Origin of the sequence: Streptomyces sp. NPDC085524, assembly GCF_044541755.1 — a bacterium.
In the GTDB taxonomy this organism is placed as follows: domain Bacteria; phylum Actinomycetota; class Actinomycetes; order Streptomycetales; family Streptomycetaceae; genus Streptomyces.
On sequence record NZ_JBITTH010000031.1, the window covers coordinates 1 to 16147 of the forward strand.

At 71.1% G+C, this 16147-nt stretch carries 16 protein-coding genes; 8 read left to right on the forward strand and 8 right to left on the reverse strand.

Annotated elements, in window-relative coordinates:
- Nucleotides 1-315 precede the first annotated feature (315 nt).
- The 3 genes from pknB (at nt 316) to ACIGFK_RS34880 (ending at nt 3873) form a co-directional block, all read left to right on the forward strand.
- Entirely contained in the window at nt 316-2232 is a 1917-nt protein-coding gene (gene pknB, locus ACIGFK_RS34870) for a Stk1 family PASTA domain-containing Ser/Thr kinase (RefSeq protein ID WP_376658384.1), read from the forward strand.
- A 9-nt stretch (nt 2233-2241) separates the two neighbouring features.
- On the forward strand, nt 2242-3099 hold the full coding sequence (locus ACIGFK_RS34875; protein ID WP_400055113.1) for a deoxyribonuclease IV: 858 nt from the start codon (nt 2242-2244) through the stop codon (nt 3097-3099).
- A gap of 93 nt (nt 3100-3192) precedes the next feature.
- Nucleotides 3193-3873, forward strand: coding sequence for a DUF4396 domain-containing protein (locus tag ACIGFK_RS34880; protein WP_376658385.1), 681 nt, complete (start codon nt 3193-3195; stop codon nt 3871-3873).
- A 37-nt stretch (nt 3874-3910) separates the two neighbouring features.
- Here ACIGFK_RS34880 and ACIGFK_RS34885 read toward each other — a convergent pair whose 3' ends face one another.
- Nucleotides 3911-4543, reverse strand: a complete 633-nt coding sequence (locus tag ACIGFK_RS34885; RefSeq protein WP_376658386.1) for a sulfite oxidase-like oxidoreductase — start codon at nt 4541-4543, stop codon at nt 3911-3913.
- 185 nt (nt 4544-4728) lie between these two features.
- Between ACIGFK_RS34885 and bfr the strand changes: the two genes are divergently transcribed.
- Entirely contained in the window at nt 4729-5205 is a 477-nt protein-coding gene (bfr, locus tag ACIGFK_RS34890; RefSeq protein ID WP_030707395.1) for a bacterioferritin, read from the forward strand.
- A 31-nt stretch (nt 5206-5236) separates the two neighbouring features.
- Here the strand turns inward: bfr and ACIGFK_RS34895 are convergent, their stop codons facing one another.
- Both ACIGFK_RS34895 and ACIGFK_RS34900 read right to left on the reverse strand, forming a co-directional pair.
- Entirely contained in the window at nt 5237-5530 is a 294-nt protein-coding gene (locus ACIGFK_RS34895; RefSeq protein WP_376658387.1) for a bacterioferritin-associated ferredoxin, read from the reverse strand.
- A gap of 157 nt (nt 5531-5687) precedes the next feature.
- Nucleotides 5688-7043, reverse strand: a complete 1356-nt coding sequence (locus tag ACIGFK_RS34900; RefSeq protein ID WP_267089274.1) for a class II 3-deoxy-7-phosphoheptulonate synthase — start codon at nt 7041-7043, stop codon at nt 5688-5690.
- Between the two features lie 166 nt (nt 7044-7209).
- On the opposite strand from ACIGFK_RS34900, the gene ACIGFK_RS34905 reads away from it, so the two are divergent.
- Both ACIGFK_RS34905 and ACIGFK_RS34910 read left to right on the forward strand, forming a co-directional pair.
- Entirely contained in the window at nt 7210-7278 is a 69-nt protein-coding gene (locus ACIGFK_RS34905; protein WP_202203957.1) for a trp operon leader peptide, read from the forward strand.
- Between the two features lie 95 nt (nt 7279-7373).
- Nucleotides 7374-9245, forward strand: coding sequence for an anthranilate synthase family protein (locus ACIGFK_RS34910; RefSeq protein WP_376658388.1), 1872 nt, complete (start codon nt 7374-7376; stop codon nt 9243-9245).
- Between the two features lie 220 nt (nt 9246-9465).
- Here the strand turns inward: ACIGFK_RS34910 and ACIGFK_RS34915 are convergent, their stop codons facing one another.
- The 5 genes from ACIGFK_RS34915 to ACIGFK_RS34935 all read right to left on the reverse strand — a co-directional run bounded on the left by ACIGFK_RS34915 (nt 9466) and on the right by ACIGFK_RS34935 (nt 14405).
- A complete protein-coding gene (locus ACIGFK_RS34915; RefSeq protein ID WP_400055067.1) occupies nt 9466-10458 on the reverse strand; it encodes a 2-hydroxyacid dehydrogenase in 993 nt (330 codons plus the stop codon).
- 88 nt (nt 10459-10546) lie between these two features.
- The gene (locus tag ACIGFK_RS34920; protein WP_376658414.1) at nt 10547-11575 is read right to left on the reverse strand and encodes a 6-phosphofructokinase; all 1029 of its coding nucleotides are present in this window, start codon (nt 11573-11575) and stop codon (nt 10547-10549) included.
- Between the two features lie 164 nt (nt 11576-11739).
- Complete coding sequence (locus tag ACIGFK_RS34925) at nt 11740-12411, reverse strand: response regulator (RefSeq protein ID WP_376658390.1); 672 nt, start codon at nt 12409-12411, stop codon at nt 11740-11742.
- Nucleotides 12408-13625 (reverse strand): MacS family sensor histidine kinase, encoded by a 1218-nt coding sequence (gene macS / locus ACIGFK_RS34930; RefSeq protein WP_386473451.1) that lies wholly within the window; start codon nt 13623-13625, stop codon nt 12408-12410. The genes ACIGFK_RS34925 and macS overlap by 4 nt, the downstream gene beginning before the upstream one ends.
- Nucleotides 13626-13673: 48 nt before the next feature.
- Complete coding sequence (locus tag ACIGFK_RS34935; protein WP_376658415.1) at nt 13674-14405, reverse strand: lysophospholipid acyltransferase family protein; 732 nt, start codon at nt 14403-14405, stop codon at nt 13674-13676.
- A gap of 170 nt (nt 14406-14575) precedes the next feature.
- Between ACIGFK_RS34935 and ACIGFK_RS34940 the strand changes: the two genes are divergently transcribed.
- On the forward strand, nt 14576-15355 hold the full coding sequence (locus ACIGFK_RS34940) for an alpha/beta hydrolase (protein ID WP_376658416.1): 780 nt from the start codon (nt 14576-14578) through the stop codon (nt 15353-15355).
- Entirely contained in the window at nt 15348-15962 is a 615-nt protein-coding gene (locus ACIGFK_RS34945; RefSeq protein ID WP_400055069.1) for a hypothetical protein, read from the forward strand. The genes ACIGFK_RS34940 and ACIGFK_RS34945 overlap by 8 nt, the downstream gene beginning before the upstream one ends.
- Nucleotides 15963-16147 lie beyond the last annotated feature (185 nt).

Here is a 16147-nt window from a genome sequence, read left to right on the forward strand (position 1 = left end):
AGGCCGTCGCGAAGCGACGCGACGACGAAGGAGGAGCGCCCTTGACAGGCCGTTTCGACACGGAAGGACTATGGGACTGACGGGAAAGCCCCAAGGCTTCTCTGATTCCGGCCGACTCGGGCCCTGCCATCGCCTCGACCCCGCCGTACAGGACGGTTCGGCTCCGCCTCACCCCGCGTGGTGGTGGGTGGGCAGCCGCTGGGTGCGGGTGGGGGTCGCAGGGGATGAGGTCCCGCCCCCGCCCCCACGTCACAGCTGCGCTGCAACTACGACCGCCCCCGTCGGGGCGCTTCCGGTCGCCAATAGAATCGGCGGGTGGATACGACCCTGGATGACCCCCTCGTCGGGCGCGTGCTCGACGGCCGCTACCGCGTAGACGCCCGCATCGCGGCCGGCGGCATGGCAACGGTCTACCGGGCCGTCGACACCCGGCTCGACCGCGTGCTCGCGCTGAAGGTGATGCACCCGGCCCTCGCCGCCGACGCGGCCTTCGTCGACCGGTTCATCCGGGAGGCCAAGTCCGTGGCGCGGCTCGCGCACCCCAACGTGGTCGCCGTGTTCGACCAGGGCACGGACGGGCCGTACGTGTTCCTCGCCATGGAGTACGTGTCCGGCTGCACCCTGCGCGACGTGCTCCGTGAGCGCGGTGCGCTGCGGCCGCGGGCCGCCCTCGACATCCTCGAGCCCGTCCTCGCCGCCCTCGGCGCGGCCCACCGGGCCGGGTTCGTGCACCGCGACATGAAGCCCGAGAACGTCCTGATCGGCGACGACGGCCGGGTCAAGGTGGCCGACTTCGGGCTGGTCCGCTCCGTGGACTCCGCCACCAACACCACCGGCTCCGTCCTCGGCACCGTCTCCTACCTGGCGCCCGAGCAGATCGAGAGCGGCGTCGCCGACACCCGCGTGGACGTCTACGCCTGCGGTGTCGTGCTGTACGAGATGCTGACCGGCGCCAAGCCGCACACCGGCGGGAGCCCCGCCCAGGTGCTGTACCAGCACCTCCACGAGGACGTGCCGCCTCCGTCGGCCTCCGTCCCCGGGCTCGCCGCCGGGCTCGACGAGCTCGTCGCCCAGGCCACCGCCCGTAACCCCGAGCTGCGTCCGCACGACGCCGCCGCCCTGCTCGGCATCGTCCTCGAGGCCCGTGCGCAGCTCGGCGACGCCGAGCTGGACGCCGTGCCGCCGCAGGCGCGGGCCGAGGAGCGGTCGTCCGCCGAGGACCGTACGGGTGTGATCCCGCGCCCGGTGTCCGCGCAGCAGCCCGTGCACCACACCTCCCGTCTGGAGATGCCCCCGACTCCGCCGCCGGCGACGCACCGGCCGGCGGCCTCCGCCTCCCGGTTGCCGCGCCGCGGCGTGCTCCTCGTCATCGCGGGGCTCCTGCTCACCCTCGGTCTGGGCACGGGCGTCTGGTACATCAGTTCCGGCCAGTTCACGAAGGTCCCGAACCTCCTCGGCAAGACGGAGGCGGAGGCCCGCTCCCAGCTGTCGGAGGCCGGGCTCGGGGTGAAGGGCGTGGAGCGGAGGTTCAGCGACGCCTTCGACCGCGGGACGGTGATGAACACCGACCCGCCGGGCGGCAAGCGCATCCGCGGCAACGGCGCCGTGACGATCACGATCTCCCGCGGCCCCCAGGTCGTGGCCGTTCCCAATCTGAAGGAGCGCCCTCTGGAGGAGGCCAAGAAGGAGCTGACGAAGGCCGGGCTGGCCCCCGGTGTCGTCACCCAGGCCTTCAGTCAGGACGTCGCCCAGGGCTCGGTGATCAGCACCGACCCGGCGGGCGGCGAGAAGCGGGCGCCCGACACGGCGGTCGCGCTCGTGGTCAGCAAGGGCCGACCGGTTGCGGTCCCGAGCGTGGTGGGGCTCCCCGCCGATCAGGCGAAGGCGAGTCTGGAGGGCCTGGGCTTCAAGGTCGAGACGGCCGCCGAGCAGGTCAACTCCCCTGCTGCGGCCGGTACGGTCGCCAACCAGTCGGTCAGCGCGGGCGCCCAGGCGGCGGCCGGTGACACGATCACGCTGACCGTGTCCAAGGGTCCCCGCCTGCTCCCGGTCCCGGGCGTGACCGGCCAGGAGGTGGACGCGGCGCGCAAGGCGCTGGAGGCCTCGGGCTTCAAGGTGAAGGTGGAGCGGCCCTTCCTCTCCTTCAGCAACACGGTGGACACCCAGTCGGTACCCGCCGGGCAGACCGCCCCCGAGGGCACCACGATCACCATCAAGACCAAGGGGCTGTAGGCCGCAGTGATACGCAATCCAGTGGGCGGGCACGTCCCCGTGGCGGGCGGCCTCGCCTCGGTCGGGCTGACCTATGCCCGTGAGATGGGCGCCGAGGCCGTCCAGGTCTTCGTCGCCAATCCGCGCGGCTGGGCCACCCCGGTCGGCAATCCGGCGCAGGACGAGCGGTTCCGGGCGGAGTGCGCGGAAGCGTCCATCCCGGCGTACGTGCACGCGCCCTACCTGATCAACTTCGGCTCCCACACCGAGGCGACCGTCGAGAAGTCGGTGGAGTCGCTGCGCCACTCGCTGCGCCGCGGCCGGGAGATCGGTGCGCTCGGGGTGGTCGTGCACACCGGCTCGGCGACCGGCGGGCGCCCCCGCGAGGCGGCGTACGCGCAGATCAGGGAGCACATGCTGCCGCTGCTGGACGAGCTGACGCACGAGGACGACCCCTTCCTGCTGCTGGAGTCCACGGCGGGGCAGGGTTCCTCGCTGTGCTCGACCGCCGAGGAGTTCGGCCCGTACTTCGAGGCGCTCGACCGCCACCCGCTGCTCGGGGTGTGCCTGGACACCTGCCACGTCTTCGCGGCCGGTCACGACCTGGCGGAGCCGGGCGGCACCAAGCAGACCCTCGACCTGCTGGTGGACACGGTCGGCGAGGGCCGGCTGAAGCTGGTCCACGCGAACGACTCCAAGGAGGGCGTCGGCGCCCACAAGGACCGGCACGCGCAGATCGGCCAGGGCCACATCGGCCGGGAGGCCTTCGCGGAGCTGTGCACGCACCCTGCGATGGAGGGCGTACCGCTGATCATCGAGACGCCCGGCGGCAAGGAAGGGCACGCGGCGGACGTGGCGCTGCTGAAGGAGCTGCGCGGCACCCGGTGATCCGATGATCCCTTGAGGAATACCCCAGGGGGGTATACGGTTCTGTCCATCGACGGAACCGCCACCCGGCGTTCCCACGAGGGGGTTGTTGTCATGGAGCAGACGCACGCAGACCACGAGCACCATCAGCACCACGGACACGAGCAACACGGCAGCCACGCCGGACACGGGAACCACGCGAGTCACGACGGCCATGCGGGTCACGGCAACCACGCAGGTCACGAGGGCCATGCCGAGCACGGCACCCACGCAGGCCACGAAGCCCACAGCGGGCACAGCGGACACGACACCCACGCCGCACACGACGCGCACGCCCACCACGGCCACGCCCCCGGGAAGGTCAGCTGGGCCATGGCCGCCAAGGCCACCCTCCACTGCCTCACCGGCTGCGCCATCGGCGAGGTGCTCGGCATGATCATCGGCACCGCGCTCGGGTGGGGCAACGTGGCCACCATGATCCTGGCGATCGTGCTGGCGTTCTTCTTCGGCTACGCGCTCACCCTGCGCGGGATCCTCGCCGCCGGCGTCGACTTCCGTACGGCCATCCGGGTGGCCCTGGCGGCCGACACCCTCTCGATCGCCGTCATGGAACTGATCGACAACGGAGTGATCGCCCTGTGGCCCGGCGCGATGGACGCGCACCTCTCGGACGCGCTGTTCTGGATCGTGCTGGCGATCTCGCTCGCGATCGCCTTCGTCCTCACCACCCCGGTCAACAAGTGGATGATCGGCCGCGGCAAGGGCCACGCGGTCGTCCACCAGTACCACCACTGAGCAGTACCGCCATCGGGCGAATCCCCGACGGCGTCCGCTACAGCTCCGGGCCGTCCCCCGGCTCCTCCTGGTAGGAGTAGCGCTGTTCGCGCCAGGGGTCGCCGATGTTGTGGTAGCCGCGCTCTTCCCAGAAGCCCCGGCGGTCCGCGGTCATGTACTCGATTCCGCGGACCCACTTGGGGCCCTTCCAGGCGTACAGGTGCGGGACGACGAGCCGCAGCGGGAACCCGTGCTCGGCGGTGAGCAGTTCACCGCCCTCGTGGGTGGCGAAGACGGTCCGGTCGGAAGCAAAGTCGGCCAGCCGCAAGTTGGAGCTGAAGCCGTACTCGGCCCACACCATGACGTGCGTGACCTGCGGAGCGGGCGGGGCGAGGGCGAGCACGGTACGGGCGAGCACACCGCCCCATTCGGCGCCCCGCATGCTGAACTTCGTCACGCAGTGCAGATCCGCCACCACCGACTCGAACGGCAGGGCCGTGAACTCCTCGTGGTTCCAGCAGTGCTTCTCACCGTCGGCCGTGGCCCCGAAGACGCGGAACTCCCAGCGCTCCGGCTTGAACTTCGGTACGGGCCCGTAGTGGGTGACGGGCCAGCCCCGCTGGAGCCGCTGCCCCGGCGGGAGCTCCGGCTGCTGCGCTCCCGGAGATTCCCGGCTTTCCGGCTGACCCATGACTCCATGGTGACAGACTTGGCGGGGTGGTCATGACCAGGTCTGGGCCAATGCAGGCCCCTTTCAGGGCAAGTCACGGCAACTCCCACTAAGGAGGCACTTACTGGACGCCCCCCAGTGGCGGTGCAAGGATGCGCGCACCTGCCCCGTCACATAGCTGACATTGCCTGGAAGGAGCCTCTGCGATGCAGGGCGACCCCGAGGTCCTTGAGTTTCTGAACGAGCAGCTGACCGGCGAGCTGACGGCCATCAACCAGTACTGGCTGCACTACCGCATCCAGGACAACAAGGGCTGGACCAAGCTCGCCAAGTACACGCGTGAAGAGTCCATCGACGAGATGAAGCACGCGGACAAGATCACCGAACGCATCCTGATGCTGGACGGTCTGCCGAACTACCAGCGCCTCTTCCACGTACGCGTCGGCCAGACGATCACGGAGATGTTCCAGGCGGACCGCCAGGTCGAGGTCGAGGCCATCGACCGGCTCAAGCGGGGCATCGAGGTCATGCGCGGCAAGGGCGACATCACCTCGGCGCGGCTCTTCGAGGAGATCCTGGAGGACGAGGAGCACCACATCGACTACCTCGACACCCAGCTGGAGCTCATCGAGTCCCTGGGAGAGCCGCTGTACATCGCCCAGCTGATCGAGCAGCCGAGCTGACCTCTCCGGAAGCTCCGGGACTGCGGGAGGCTCAGGCCGCTTCAGCGAGGTGCGGCACGGGCGCGGGAACGACCGCGGGAACGGACGCGGCCACCGCCGTCAGCTCCGGGTCCGCGGCGAGGACGGCCGCGGCGTTGCCCTTCTCCAGCTGCTCGCGACGCGGGCACGCGCCGCGGCCGAGTATGCCCTGGATGGTGCGCACGCAGGATCCGCAGTCGGTGCCGGCCTTGGTGGCCGAGGCGATCTGGCGCGGGGTGCAGGACCCGGCAGCCGCGTGGTCCCTGACCTGCTTGTCGGTGATCCCGAAACACGAGCAGACGTACACGCGGTTCACCTCCCTGGGCGGAATGGTTCGGCGAGCCATCCCCTAGATCGGTGAGGCTTACCTAACCGTACCCAAAGTTAGGGTTCCCTAAAAGACCCGGATACGAGGATGGGGCGCGGATCACATCGATCCGCGCCCCGTCGTCACAGGCTGCTGTCTACTGGTCGCGGTACATCTCTGCGACCAGGAACGCCAGGTCCAGGGACTGGCTGCGGTTGAGCCGCGGGTCGCAGGCCGTCTCGTAGCGCTGGTGCAGGTCGTCGACGAAGATCTCGTCGCCGCCGCCCACGCACTCGGTGACGTCGTCACCGGTGAGCTCGACGTGGATGCCGCCCGGGTGGGTGCCGAGGCCCTTGTGGACCTCGAAGAAGCCCTTGACCTCGTCGAGCACGTCGTCGAAACGGCGCGTCTTGTGGCCGGAGGCCGCCTCGAAGGTGTTGCCGTGCATCGGGTCGGTGACCCAGGCGACGGTCGCACCGGACGCGGTGACCTTCTCGACGAGCTCGGGGAGCTTGTCGCGGACCTTGTCGGCGCCCATGCGGACGACGAAGGTCAGCCGGCCCGGCTCGCGCTCGGGGTCCAGGCGGTCGATGTAGGTCAGCGCCTCGTCCACCGTGGTGGTCGGGCCGAGCTTGATGCCGATCGGGTTGGCGATCTGCGAGCAGAACTCGATGTGCGCGTGGTCCAGCTGGCGGGTGCGCTCACCGATCCAGACCATGTGGCCCGAGGTGTCGTACAGCTTGCCGGTGCGGGAGTCCGTACGGGTCAGCGCGCCCTCGTAGTCGAGCAGCAGCGCCTCGTGGGAGGCGTAGAACTCGACGGCCTTGAACTCGGCCGGGTCGGTGCCACAGGCCTTCATGAAGTTCAGCGCGTTGTCGATCTCCCGCGCCAGCTGCTCGTAGCGCTGCCCGGACGGGGAGGACTTCACGAAGTCCTGGTTCCAGGCGTGCACCTGGCGCAGGTCGGCGTAGCCACCGGTGGTGAAGGCGCGCACCAGGTTCAGCGTCGAGGCCGACGCGTGGTACATGCGCTTCAGCCGCTCGGGGTCCGGGATCCGGGCCTCTTCGGTGAAGGCGAAGCCGTTGACGGAGTCGCCGCGGTAGGTCGGCAGGGTGACGCCGTCGCGGGTCTCGGTGTCCTTGGAGCGCGGCTTGGAGTACTGGCCCGCGATGCGGCCGACCTTCACGACGGGCACGGAGGCCGCGTACGTCAGGACGGCGCTCATCTGGAGCAGCGTCTTCAGCTTGGCGCGGATGTGGTCGGCGGACACGGCATCGAAGGCCTCGGCACAGTCGCCGCCCTGGAGCAGGAACGCCTCGCCCTTGGCGACGGCTCCCAGTCGGGCGCGCAGCTGGTCACACTCGCCCGCGAAGACGAGCGGGGGATACGACTCGAGGTCCGCGACGACAGCGCGCAGAGCCTCGGCATCGGGGTACGAAGGCTGCTGCGCCGCGGGAAGGTCTCGCCAGGTCGCCTTGGCGGCGGGGGCTTGGGTTTCAGCGTTCACGGTCACCTCGTAAACATTACGTCGTCATTCGTCACGTCCAGCCTTGCGACCACCTAGTGAGACGCAAGTGGCTCGAAGGTTGACGGAGCCCAAAAATACGGAATCCATGGTTCATACCGCGTCATGAGACGGATACAGCGCTCGGAGGCCGATCTGGGCTAAGGTGCGCAGCATGTACGCGCACTCGAACCAGAACTGGTGGTGGACCGCTCCCGGCGGCCCACTTCTCGCGCGTACGTAAAAGACGCTACCAACGCGAAGGCCGCCCCGAGGGGCGGCCTTCCGTGTTTCCACGGGGACGCGGGCCGCTCCTCCCACCGGAAGGACGACCCGCCCATGTCCCTGGCACTCAGTCGCCTGCTCGACGACTCCTGCCCCCCTTTCGCCCTGCTGCGCCGGCGCACCCCCGGCCGTGACCACGACACCGTCGAGGTGCTGCTGGGCCCGGTCCACGAGGCCGAGCGCCTCGCCGACCTGCCCGTGCGGGAACTGCCCACCCTCGCCCTGGTCCCCTTCCGGCAGATCCGGGAGCGCGGGTTCGACGTGCGCGACGACGGCACGCCGCTGAGCGTGCTCGTGGCCGAGGAGGCGTACGAGATCCCGCTCGCCGAGGCGCTGGCGGCGCTGCCCGCGCACGCCGTACGCGTCGACGGCGGCGCCTTCGACGTCCCCGACGAGGAGTACGCGGCCACGGTCTCGCGGGTCATCGAGGACGAGATCGGCCGCGGGGAGGGCGCGAACTTCGTCATCCGGCGCACCTTCGAGGGCCGGATCGAGGGCTTCGGCCGGGCCGACGCCCTCGCCCTGTTCCGGCGGCTGCTGGAGGGCGAGCGGGGCGCGTACTGGACGTACGTGGTCCACACTGGGGAGCGGACCCTGGTGGGCGCCAGCCCCGAAGTCCACGTACGGATGTCCGGCGGCACGGTCGTGATGAACCCGATCAGCGGGACGTACCGCCATCCGGCCGGCGGCCCCACCGTGGAGTCCCTCCTCTCCTTCCTCGGCGACCGCAAGGAGACCGAGGAGCTGTCGATGGTGGTCGACGAGGAGCTCAAGATGATGTGCACGGTCGGCGACCGCGGCGGTGTCGTGGTCGGACCGCGCCTGAAGGAGATGTCGCACCTCGCGCACACCGAGTACGAGCTGCGCGGGCGCTCCTCCCTGGACGTGCGGGAGGTGCTGCGCGAGACGATGTTCGCGGCGACGGTGACCGGCTCGCCGGTGCAGAACGCCTGCCGGGTGATCGAGCGGTACGAGGCCGGTGGCCGCGGCTACTACGCGGGCGCGCTGGCCCTGCTGGGCGTGGACGCGGCCGGGACCCAGACGCTCGACTCCCCCATCCTGATCCGCACCGCCGACATCGCCGCGGACGGCGTGCTGCGCGTGCCGGTCGGAGCCACCCTCGTCCGGCACTCCGACCCGGCGGGCGAGGTCGCGGAGACCCACGCGAAGGCCGCCGGGGTACTGGCGGCGCTCGGGGTCCGGCCGGCGGCGCCCCGCCCGGCCTTCGAGGGGGCGCGGCTGGCGGAGGACCCCCGGGTGCAGGCCGCGCTCTCCGCGCGGCGGGCGGACCTGGCCCCGTTCTGGCTTCGGATGCAGGAGCCCTCCGCGCCGTCCGGGCACGCGCTGGTGGTCGACGGCGAGGACACCTTCACGGCGATGCTGGCCCACGTCCTGCGGGTGGCCGGGCTGGAGGTGACCGTACGCCGCTACGACGACCCGGGGCTGCGTGCGGCGGCCCTGGCCTGGGACGGCCCGATCGTGCTGGGCCCCGGCCCGGGAAACCCGGCCGATTCCGCCGACCCGAAGATGCGGATGCTGCGCGCGCTGACCGCGGAACTCCTCGCCTCGCACCGGGGCGGGCTGCTCGGGGTCTGCCTGGGGCACGAGCTGCTGGCGGCGGAGCTCGGACTCCCGCTGATCCGCAAGGCGGAGCCGGCGCAGGGGGCGCAGACGCGGATCGATCTGTTCGGGGCGCAGGAGGTGGTGGGCTTCTACAACACGTACACCGCGCACTGCGCCGAGGGCTGCGAGCCGGTGGGGGTCGAGGTCTCCCGTGACCCGGCGACGGGCGAGGTCCACGCGCTGCGCTCCGCGGAGGGTGGCTTCGCGGGGGTCCAGTTCCACCCGGAGTCGGTGCTCACCCTGCGGGGCGCGGAGCTGCTGCGCGAGCTGGTGGAGGGCGTGCGGGCGGGCGCCTCCGCGTAGCCGGGGTCCGCTGCGCGGGGCCTCTCCCCCACCCCGCCCCTTCCCGAACCGGGGCTCCGCCCCGGACCCCGCTCCTCAAACGCCGGAGGGGCTGAAAGATCCAGCCTCGCCGGCGTCTGAGCCCCGGGAAACGGTGAAAGAGGGGGTCCCCCCGGACGGAGTCTGGGGGAGGGTAGGGGACCCAGCCCGCGCAGCGGCACCCCGCCCCGGACCGTGCGCGTCAGGAGGGGACCAGGGTGTTCTCCGAGCGCCGCCCCGCGAGGAAATCCGCCACGTTGGAGACCGTCGCCTCGATGATCTGCCCCACCGCGTCCGCCGTGTAATACGCCTGGTGCGAGGTCACCACCACGTTCGGGAAGGTGACGAGCCGGGCCAGGGTGTCGTCCTCCACCGCCTCCAGGGACTTGTCCGTGAAGAACACCCCGGCCTCGGCCTCGTACACGTCGAGGCCCACCCCCGTGAACCGTCCCGCCCGCAGTTCCGCGACCAGTGCGTCCGTGTCGATGAGCCCGCCCCGGCTGGAGTTCACCAGGATCACGTCGTCCCTCATCAGCCCCAGCGCCGCCGCGTCGACGATGTGGTGCGTGGCCTCCAGCAGCGGCACGTGCAGGCTGATGAGGTCCGAGGAGGCGAACAGCTCCTCCTTCTCCACGTACTTCATGCCCAGCTCCAGGCAGGCCTCGTTCCGCGCCACGTCCCAGCCCAGCAGGTTCATGCCGAAGCCGTGCGCGATCCGGGTGAAGGCCTCGCCGATCCTTCCGGTGCCGAGGACACCGACCGTGCGGCCGTGCATGTCGCGGCCCATCAGCCCGTTCAGGCGGAAGTCGAAGTCCCGGGTGCGGTTGGAGGCCCTGACGATCCGCCGGTTGACGGCCATCGCGAGGGTCCAGGCGAACTCGGCCACCGAGTAGGGCGAGTAGGAGGAGACCCGGCTGACGGTCATGCCCAGCCTGCGGGCCTCGTCCAGGTCGATGTTGTTGAAGCCGGTGGACCGCTGGGCGATCATCTTCGTCCCGCCCGCGGCCAGGATCCGCAGCACCCGGCCGCCCAGGTCGGCGTTCACGCTGGAGGAGACGACCTCGTACCCGGCCGCGATCGGCGCCGTGTCCTCGCTCAGGAAGACGTCGAGGCAGCGGATCTCGTGCCGATCCGCGAAGGCCCGCTCCAGGAGCGGTTCCTCGTCGGCGGTCACACCGAATGCCAGGATCTCCACGCTCGCTCCCGTACGTCGGACACATCAGGGCCATGGGTCGTTCGTCACGATACGACCCATGGCTCGCGGGTGCGGTCCGACCCTCGGATCAGCCGAAGAAGACCCCGACTTCCTTGTACAGCGCCGGGTCCACCGTCTTCAGCTTCGCCGTGGCCTCGGCGATCGGGACCCGGACGATGTCCGTCCCCTTGAGCGCGACCATCTTGCCGAAGTCCCCGTCGCGCACCGCGTCGATCGCGTGCAGCCCGAACCGGGTCGCCAGCCAGCGGTCGAAGGCGCTCGGCGTGCCGCCGCGCTGGATGTGGCCGAGCACCGTCGTACGGGCCTCCTTGCCGGTCCGCGCCTCGATCTCCTTCGCGAGCCACTCGCCCACGCCCGAGAGCCGGACGTGCCCGAAGGAGTCCTTGGTGGAGTCCTTCAGCACCATGTCCCCGTCCTTGGGCATGGCGCCCTCGGCGACGACCACGATGGGGGCGTAGCTCGCCGTGAACCGGGAGGTCACCCAGGCGCACACCTGGTCCATGTCGAAGCGCTGTTCGGGGATCAGGATGACGTTGGCTCCGCCCGCGAGGCCCGAGTGCAGGGCGATCCAGCCGGCGTGCCGGCCCATGACCTCGACGACCAGGACCCGCATGTGCGACTCGGCCGTGGTGTGGAGCCGGTCGATGGCCTCGGTCGCGATGCCGACGGCGGTGTCGAAGCCGAAGGTGTAGTCCGTCGCCGACAGGTCGTTGTCGATGGTCTTCGGCACGCCGACGCAGGGGATGCCGTACTCCTCGTACAGCTTGGCGGCGACGCCGAGGGTGTCCTCGCCGCCGATCGCGATGAGCGCGTCGACCTCGTACTTGGCGAGGTTCTCCTTGATGCGCCGCACCCCGTCCTCCACCTTGAACGGGTTGGTGCGGGAGGAGCCGAGGATGGTGCCGCCGCGGGGCAGGATGCCGCGGACGGCGGGGATGTCGAGGGGGACGGTGGCCCCCTCGACGGCACCCCGCCAGCCGTCCTTGAATCCGATGAACCCGTAGCCGTACTCCTGGTCGCCCTTGCGGACGACGCCCCGGATCACCGCGTTGAGCCCGGGGCAGTCGCCGCCACCGGTCAGCACTCCGACCTTCATTGCCTCTCCCTTCGCCATGACGGTCACGCTAGTGGTGACGCAGGTCACAGCAAGGGGGGTGGAGGGGTCAATTCCGGTGGAATCGCGGGGCGTTGCGTACGCCCGTTCACTCGTACGGGGAGTTCGGGGAAGTAAGTGCGATGTTCGACCGCGCTCCGCCGGGGTCAGGCGTCGTCGAGGCCGCGCTCGATGGCGTAGCGGACGAGTTCCACCCGGTTGTGCAACTGGAGCTTGCCCAGGGTGTTCTGGACGTGGTTCTGCACCGTGCGGTGGGAGATGACCAGCCGTTCCGCGATCTGCTTGTACGACAGCCCCTTGGCCACCAGTCGCAGCACCTCGGTCTCCCGGTCGGTCAGCTGCGGGGCCTTCGGCTCGTCGGAGGCGGTCGGTGCGGGGTCGGTGGCCAGGCGGCGGTACTCGCCGAGCACCAGTCCGGCCAGGCCCGGGGTGAAGACCGGGTCGCCGGCGGCCGTGCGGCGGACGGCATCGATCAGCTCCTGGGCGCCGGCGGACTTCAGCAGGTATCCCGTCGCGCCGGACTTCACCGCCTCCAGGACGTCCGCGTGCTCGCCGCTCGCCGACAGGACGAGGACCCGCAGCGCCGGGTTGGCGCCGACGAGTTCCTTGCAGACCTGGACGCCGGGCATGCCGGGCAGGTTGAGGTCGAGGACCAGGACGTGCGGGGTGACGGCGCGGGCGCGGCGGACCGCCTCGGGGCCGTCGCCCGCGGTGGCCACCACGTCGAAGCCCGCGGCGGCGAGGTCGCGGGCGACCGCGTCCCGCCACATCGGGTGGTCGTCGACGACCATCACCTTGATCTCGTGCGGCTCGGTCATCGCTTGTCCGTCCTCCCCCTGGGTACTTTCAGTTCCACTTCGGTGCCCTGTCCGGGGACGGACACCAGCTCGGCGCTGCCGCCGAGGTCACGCAGCCGGCCGCGGATGGACAGGGCGACGCCCATCCGCCCCTCTCCCTCGGCCTGGTCGAGCCGGCCCGCCGGGATGCCCGGGCCGTCGTCGCGGACCGTGACGATCACCTCGTCGCCCCAGTCCTCGACCAGGATCCAGGCGCTGGCGCCCTCCCCGGCGTGCTTGCGCACGTTGTCGAGGGCGGCGCCGACGGCCGCGGCCAGTTCCTTCGCGGCGGGCACCGGCAGCTGCACCGGGGTGCCCGGCTCGGCGAAGCTCACCCGGGACCCGGCGTGCGGGGCGAGGAGGGTGCGCAGATCGATCTCGCCCTCGTCGGCGCCGGGCTCCTCCACCTCGTACGAGTCCACCAGCGCGCCCAGCGACTCGTCGCGGGAGATCCGGGAGGGGTGCACCAGCCCGCTGGAGACCAGGGTGCGCAGGGCCACCTCCTGCTCGCCCGCCATCCGGCCGAGCTCGGCGGCCTCGCCGCCCAGTTCGGTGCCGCGCCGCTGGACCATGGCGAGGACCTGGAGGACCCCGTCGTGGATGTCGCGGGCGAGGCGCTCGCGTTCGCGGGTGGCGGCCTCGATCTCCAGGGCGCGGGCCAGGGTGGCCTCGCTGGCCCGGGCGACCTCGACGACGTAGCCGATGGCGATGGAGGCGACCCAGACGAGCAGGACGTTGTGCAGGGTGTCGCGGCTGGGGTCGCCGCCGTGGATGACGAGGTTGGCGGCGGCCACGAAGGTGGAGGCGAAGCCGGCCCAGCGCCAGCCGCCCTTGAGGGCGAAGGCGAGGACCGAGCCTGCGGTCCAGATGCTGGGGAGGGTGGGCCCGCCCGCGGTGATCCGCGCGTGGGTGTCGGCGACCGGGGTGAGCAGGATCCCCGCGATGGCGACGGTGAGGTCGGCGCAGAGGAAGCGCTTGGTGCAGCTGGCGGCGGTGGCCACCTTCGAGGAGGTGGCCAGGGTCCAGACGGCGAGGACGGCGAGGTAGCCGATCGCGACCCCGGGCCGGTCGAACCCCTTGTACGCGGAGGCGAACAGCACCACCGCGTAGACCATGGTCAGCAGCCGGTAGCCCGTCAGCGCCCGCCAGAGCGGCTGCTCGACCGACATGCGCACGACACGTTCGCGTTTCGCCATTTCCCCCGCCCCCGATTCCCGCTCCCGCGGGCGGTACCGCCGCCCGTCCTACTCCGCGCTGTCGCCCTTGGCGGCCTTGGCCGCCTTCTCCGCGTCCCTCTCGGCCTTCTCCGCATCGGCGATCTGCCGCTTGGCCGCCGTCGCGTAGATGTCCACGTACTCCTGGCCGGAGAGCTTCATGATCTCGTACATGACCTCGTCGGTCACCGAGCGGAGGATGAAGCGGTCCCCGTCCATGCCCTGGTAGCGGCTGAAGTCCAGCGGCTTGCCGATCCGGATCCCGGGGCGCATCAGCTTCGGGACCACCTTGCCGGGCGGCTGGATCTTCTCCGTGTCGATCATCGCCACGGGGATCACCGGCGCTCCGGTGGCCAGCGCCACCCGGGCCAGCCCGCCGGGCTTGCCGCGGTAGAGGCGCCCGTCGGGTGAACGCGTGCCCTCGGGGTAGATACCGAACAGCTCCCCGCGTTCGATGACCTCGATACCGCTCTTGATGGCGGCCTCGCCGGCCCCCCGGGCACCGGAGCGGTCCACCGGGAGCTGGCCGACGCCCTTGAAGAAGGCGGCCGTCAGCTTGCCCTTGACGCCCGGGGAGGTGAAGTACTCGGCCTTCGCGATGAAGGTGACCTTGCGGTCCAGCACGGCCGGCAGGAAGAAGGAGTCCGAGAAGGACAGGTGGTTGCTCGCAAGGATCGCCGGCCCCTCGGCGGGGATGTTCTCCAGGCCCTCCACCCACGGCCTGAAAGCGAGCTTCAGGGACCCGCCGATCGAGAACTTCATTGCGCCGTAGATCAACTCGAAAGCCTTCCTGTGTCTGTCGAACAGACCTTATCCCCTGGCTCCCCCGGCAGGGGCCCGACGGCCCTGGTCGGTACCAGTCCGGTCGCGTACGGTGAAGTCACACAGAGCAACGCACCCACCTGATGTACATCATGATCAAGGAGACCCTGGTGCCCGTCCTCCCTGGAGCCGAGCCGTTCCGCCACGAGGGCGGAGAGGTCGGCGTCCTTCTCTGCCACGGCTTCACCGGTTCCCCGCAGTCGATGCGCCCCTGGGCCGACTATCTCGCCGGGAAGGGCCTCACGGTGTCGCTGCCGCTGCTGCCCGGGCACGGGACGCGCTGGCAGGACATGCAGCTCACGGGCTGGCAGGACTGGTACGCGGAGGTCGACCGGGCGCTGCAGGAGCTGCTGGACCGCTGCGAGCAGGTGTTCGTCTTCGGGCTCTCGATGGGCGGCGCGCTCACGCTGCGGCTGGCCGCGAAGCACGGGGACGCGATCCGCGGCCTCGTCCTCGTCAACCCGGCGAACAAGGTGCACGACCCGCTGGCCTTCGCCCTTCCCGTCGCCAAGCACTTCATCCGGTCGACGCCGGGCATCGCCAGCGACATCGCGAAGCCGGGGTCGGAGGAGGTCGGCTACGACCGGGTCCCGACCCGGGCCGCGGACTCGCTGCGGAAGCTCTTCCAGCTGGTGGACGCCGACCTGCCGCAGGTGACACAGCCGGTACTGCTGCTGCACAGCCCGCAGGACCACGTCGTACCGCCCGTCGACTCGGCGCGGATCCTGGCGCGGATCTCGTCGACGGACGTCACCGAGACGCTGCTGGAACAGAGCTACCACGTCGCGACGTTGGACCATGACGCGGAGCGGATCTTCGCGGACAGTTTTGCGTTCGTCGGCCGGCTGGCGGAGAGCGTGGGCAGGGAGGGGGCGGAGGCGGGTGGCTGAGCACGAGGAGCAGTCGGGCGGAGTTCCGCCGCTGGACGAGGAAGCGGCCTGGGCGGCGATCGTCGCCGGGTACGGGCAGGAACCGCCGGACCCGCCGGGGGCCAGACCGTTCCGGCCGATCGAGAACCTGCTGCTGCCGGAGGAGGACGTGAAGCCGTTGCCGCCGGAGGCGGGCGCCGACGGGGAGGTGGAGGCCGGGGCCGGGGCGGAGGCCGACGCCGAGGCCGACGCCGACGGGGCCGGGCCGGAGGGGCCGGCTGCGCCGTCGCCGCCGTCCCTGGGCAGCTCGGTGGTCTTCGCTCCGGGCGTCGGCATGGTCGGTCCCCGGGACCACTCCCTGGCGGAGCCCAAGGACGAGGACGAGGGCCACTTCGTGCAGCCCGAGCCGGAGCTGCCGGAGGCGGACACCACGTCGAAGTTCGCCTGGCTGGCGGTCGTCGGCGGGCCGGTGCTGCTGCTCCTGGCGGTGCTGCTGCAGTGGGAGATGACCTGGTGGCTGACCACCCTGGGCATCGGCGGCTTCCTGGGCGGCTTCGCGACGCTGGTCGCGAGGATGGCGCAGGGCGATGACGATGACGACGATCCCGGGCGCGGGGCCGTGGTCTGACCTTTTCCCCGCGCCCCTCGCGCCGCTCGGCGCCGGGGCGCCTCGCCTCCTTCACGCGCCCCTCGCGCGGCTCGGCGCCGGGGCGCCTCCCCGGCTTCGGGTCGCTGCGACGGCCTCCGGCCGTCGGTGGTCGGGCGGGGGTGCCGTCCTTGGCCGGGCCGGTGGGTTGTCCGCGGGTGGTGGCC

Coding starts and splice junctions, on each gene's coding strand:
- ACIGFK_RS34880 (WP_376658385.1), top strand. CDS start 3,193: ATGGAGCAGACGCACGCAGACCACGAGCACCATCAGCACCACGGACAC.
- ACIGFK_RS34885 (WP_376658386.1), bottom strand. CDS start 4,543: ATGGGTCAGCCGGAAAGCCGGGAATCTCCGGGAGCGCAGCAGCCGGAG.
- bfr (WP_030707395.1), top strand. CDS start 4,729: ATGCAGGGCGACCCCGAGGTCCTTGAGTTTCTGAACGAGCAGCTGACC.
- ACIGFK_RS34910 (WP_376658388.1), top strand. CDS start 7,374: ATGTCCCTGGCACTCAGTCGCCTGCTCGACGACTCCTGCCCCCCTTTC.
- ACIGFK_RS34920 (WP_376658414.1), bottom strand. CDS start 11,575: ATGAAGGTCGGAGTGCTGACCGGTGGCGGCGACTGCCCCGGGCTCAAC.
- ACIGFK_RS34925 (WP_376658390.1), bottom strand. CDS start 12,411: ATGACCGAGCCGCACGAGATCAAGGTGATGGTCGTCGACGACCACCCG.
- macS (WP_386473451.1), bottom strand. CDS start 13,625: ATGGCGAAACGCGAACGTGTCGTGCGCATGTCGGTCGAGCAGCCGCTC.
- ACIGFK_RS34935 (WP_376658415.1), bottom strand. CDS start 14,405: ATGAAGTTCTCGATCGGCGGGTCCCTGAAGCTCGCTTTCAGGCCGTGG.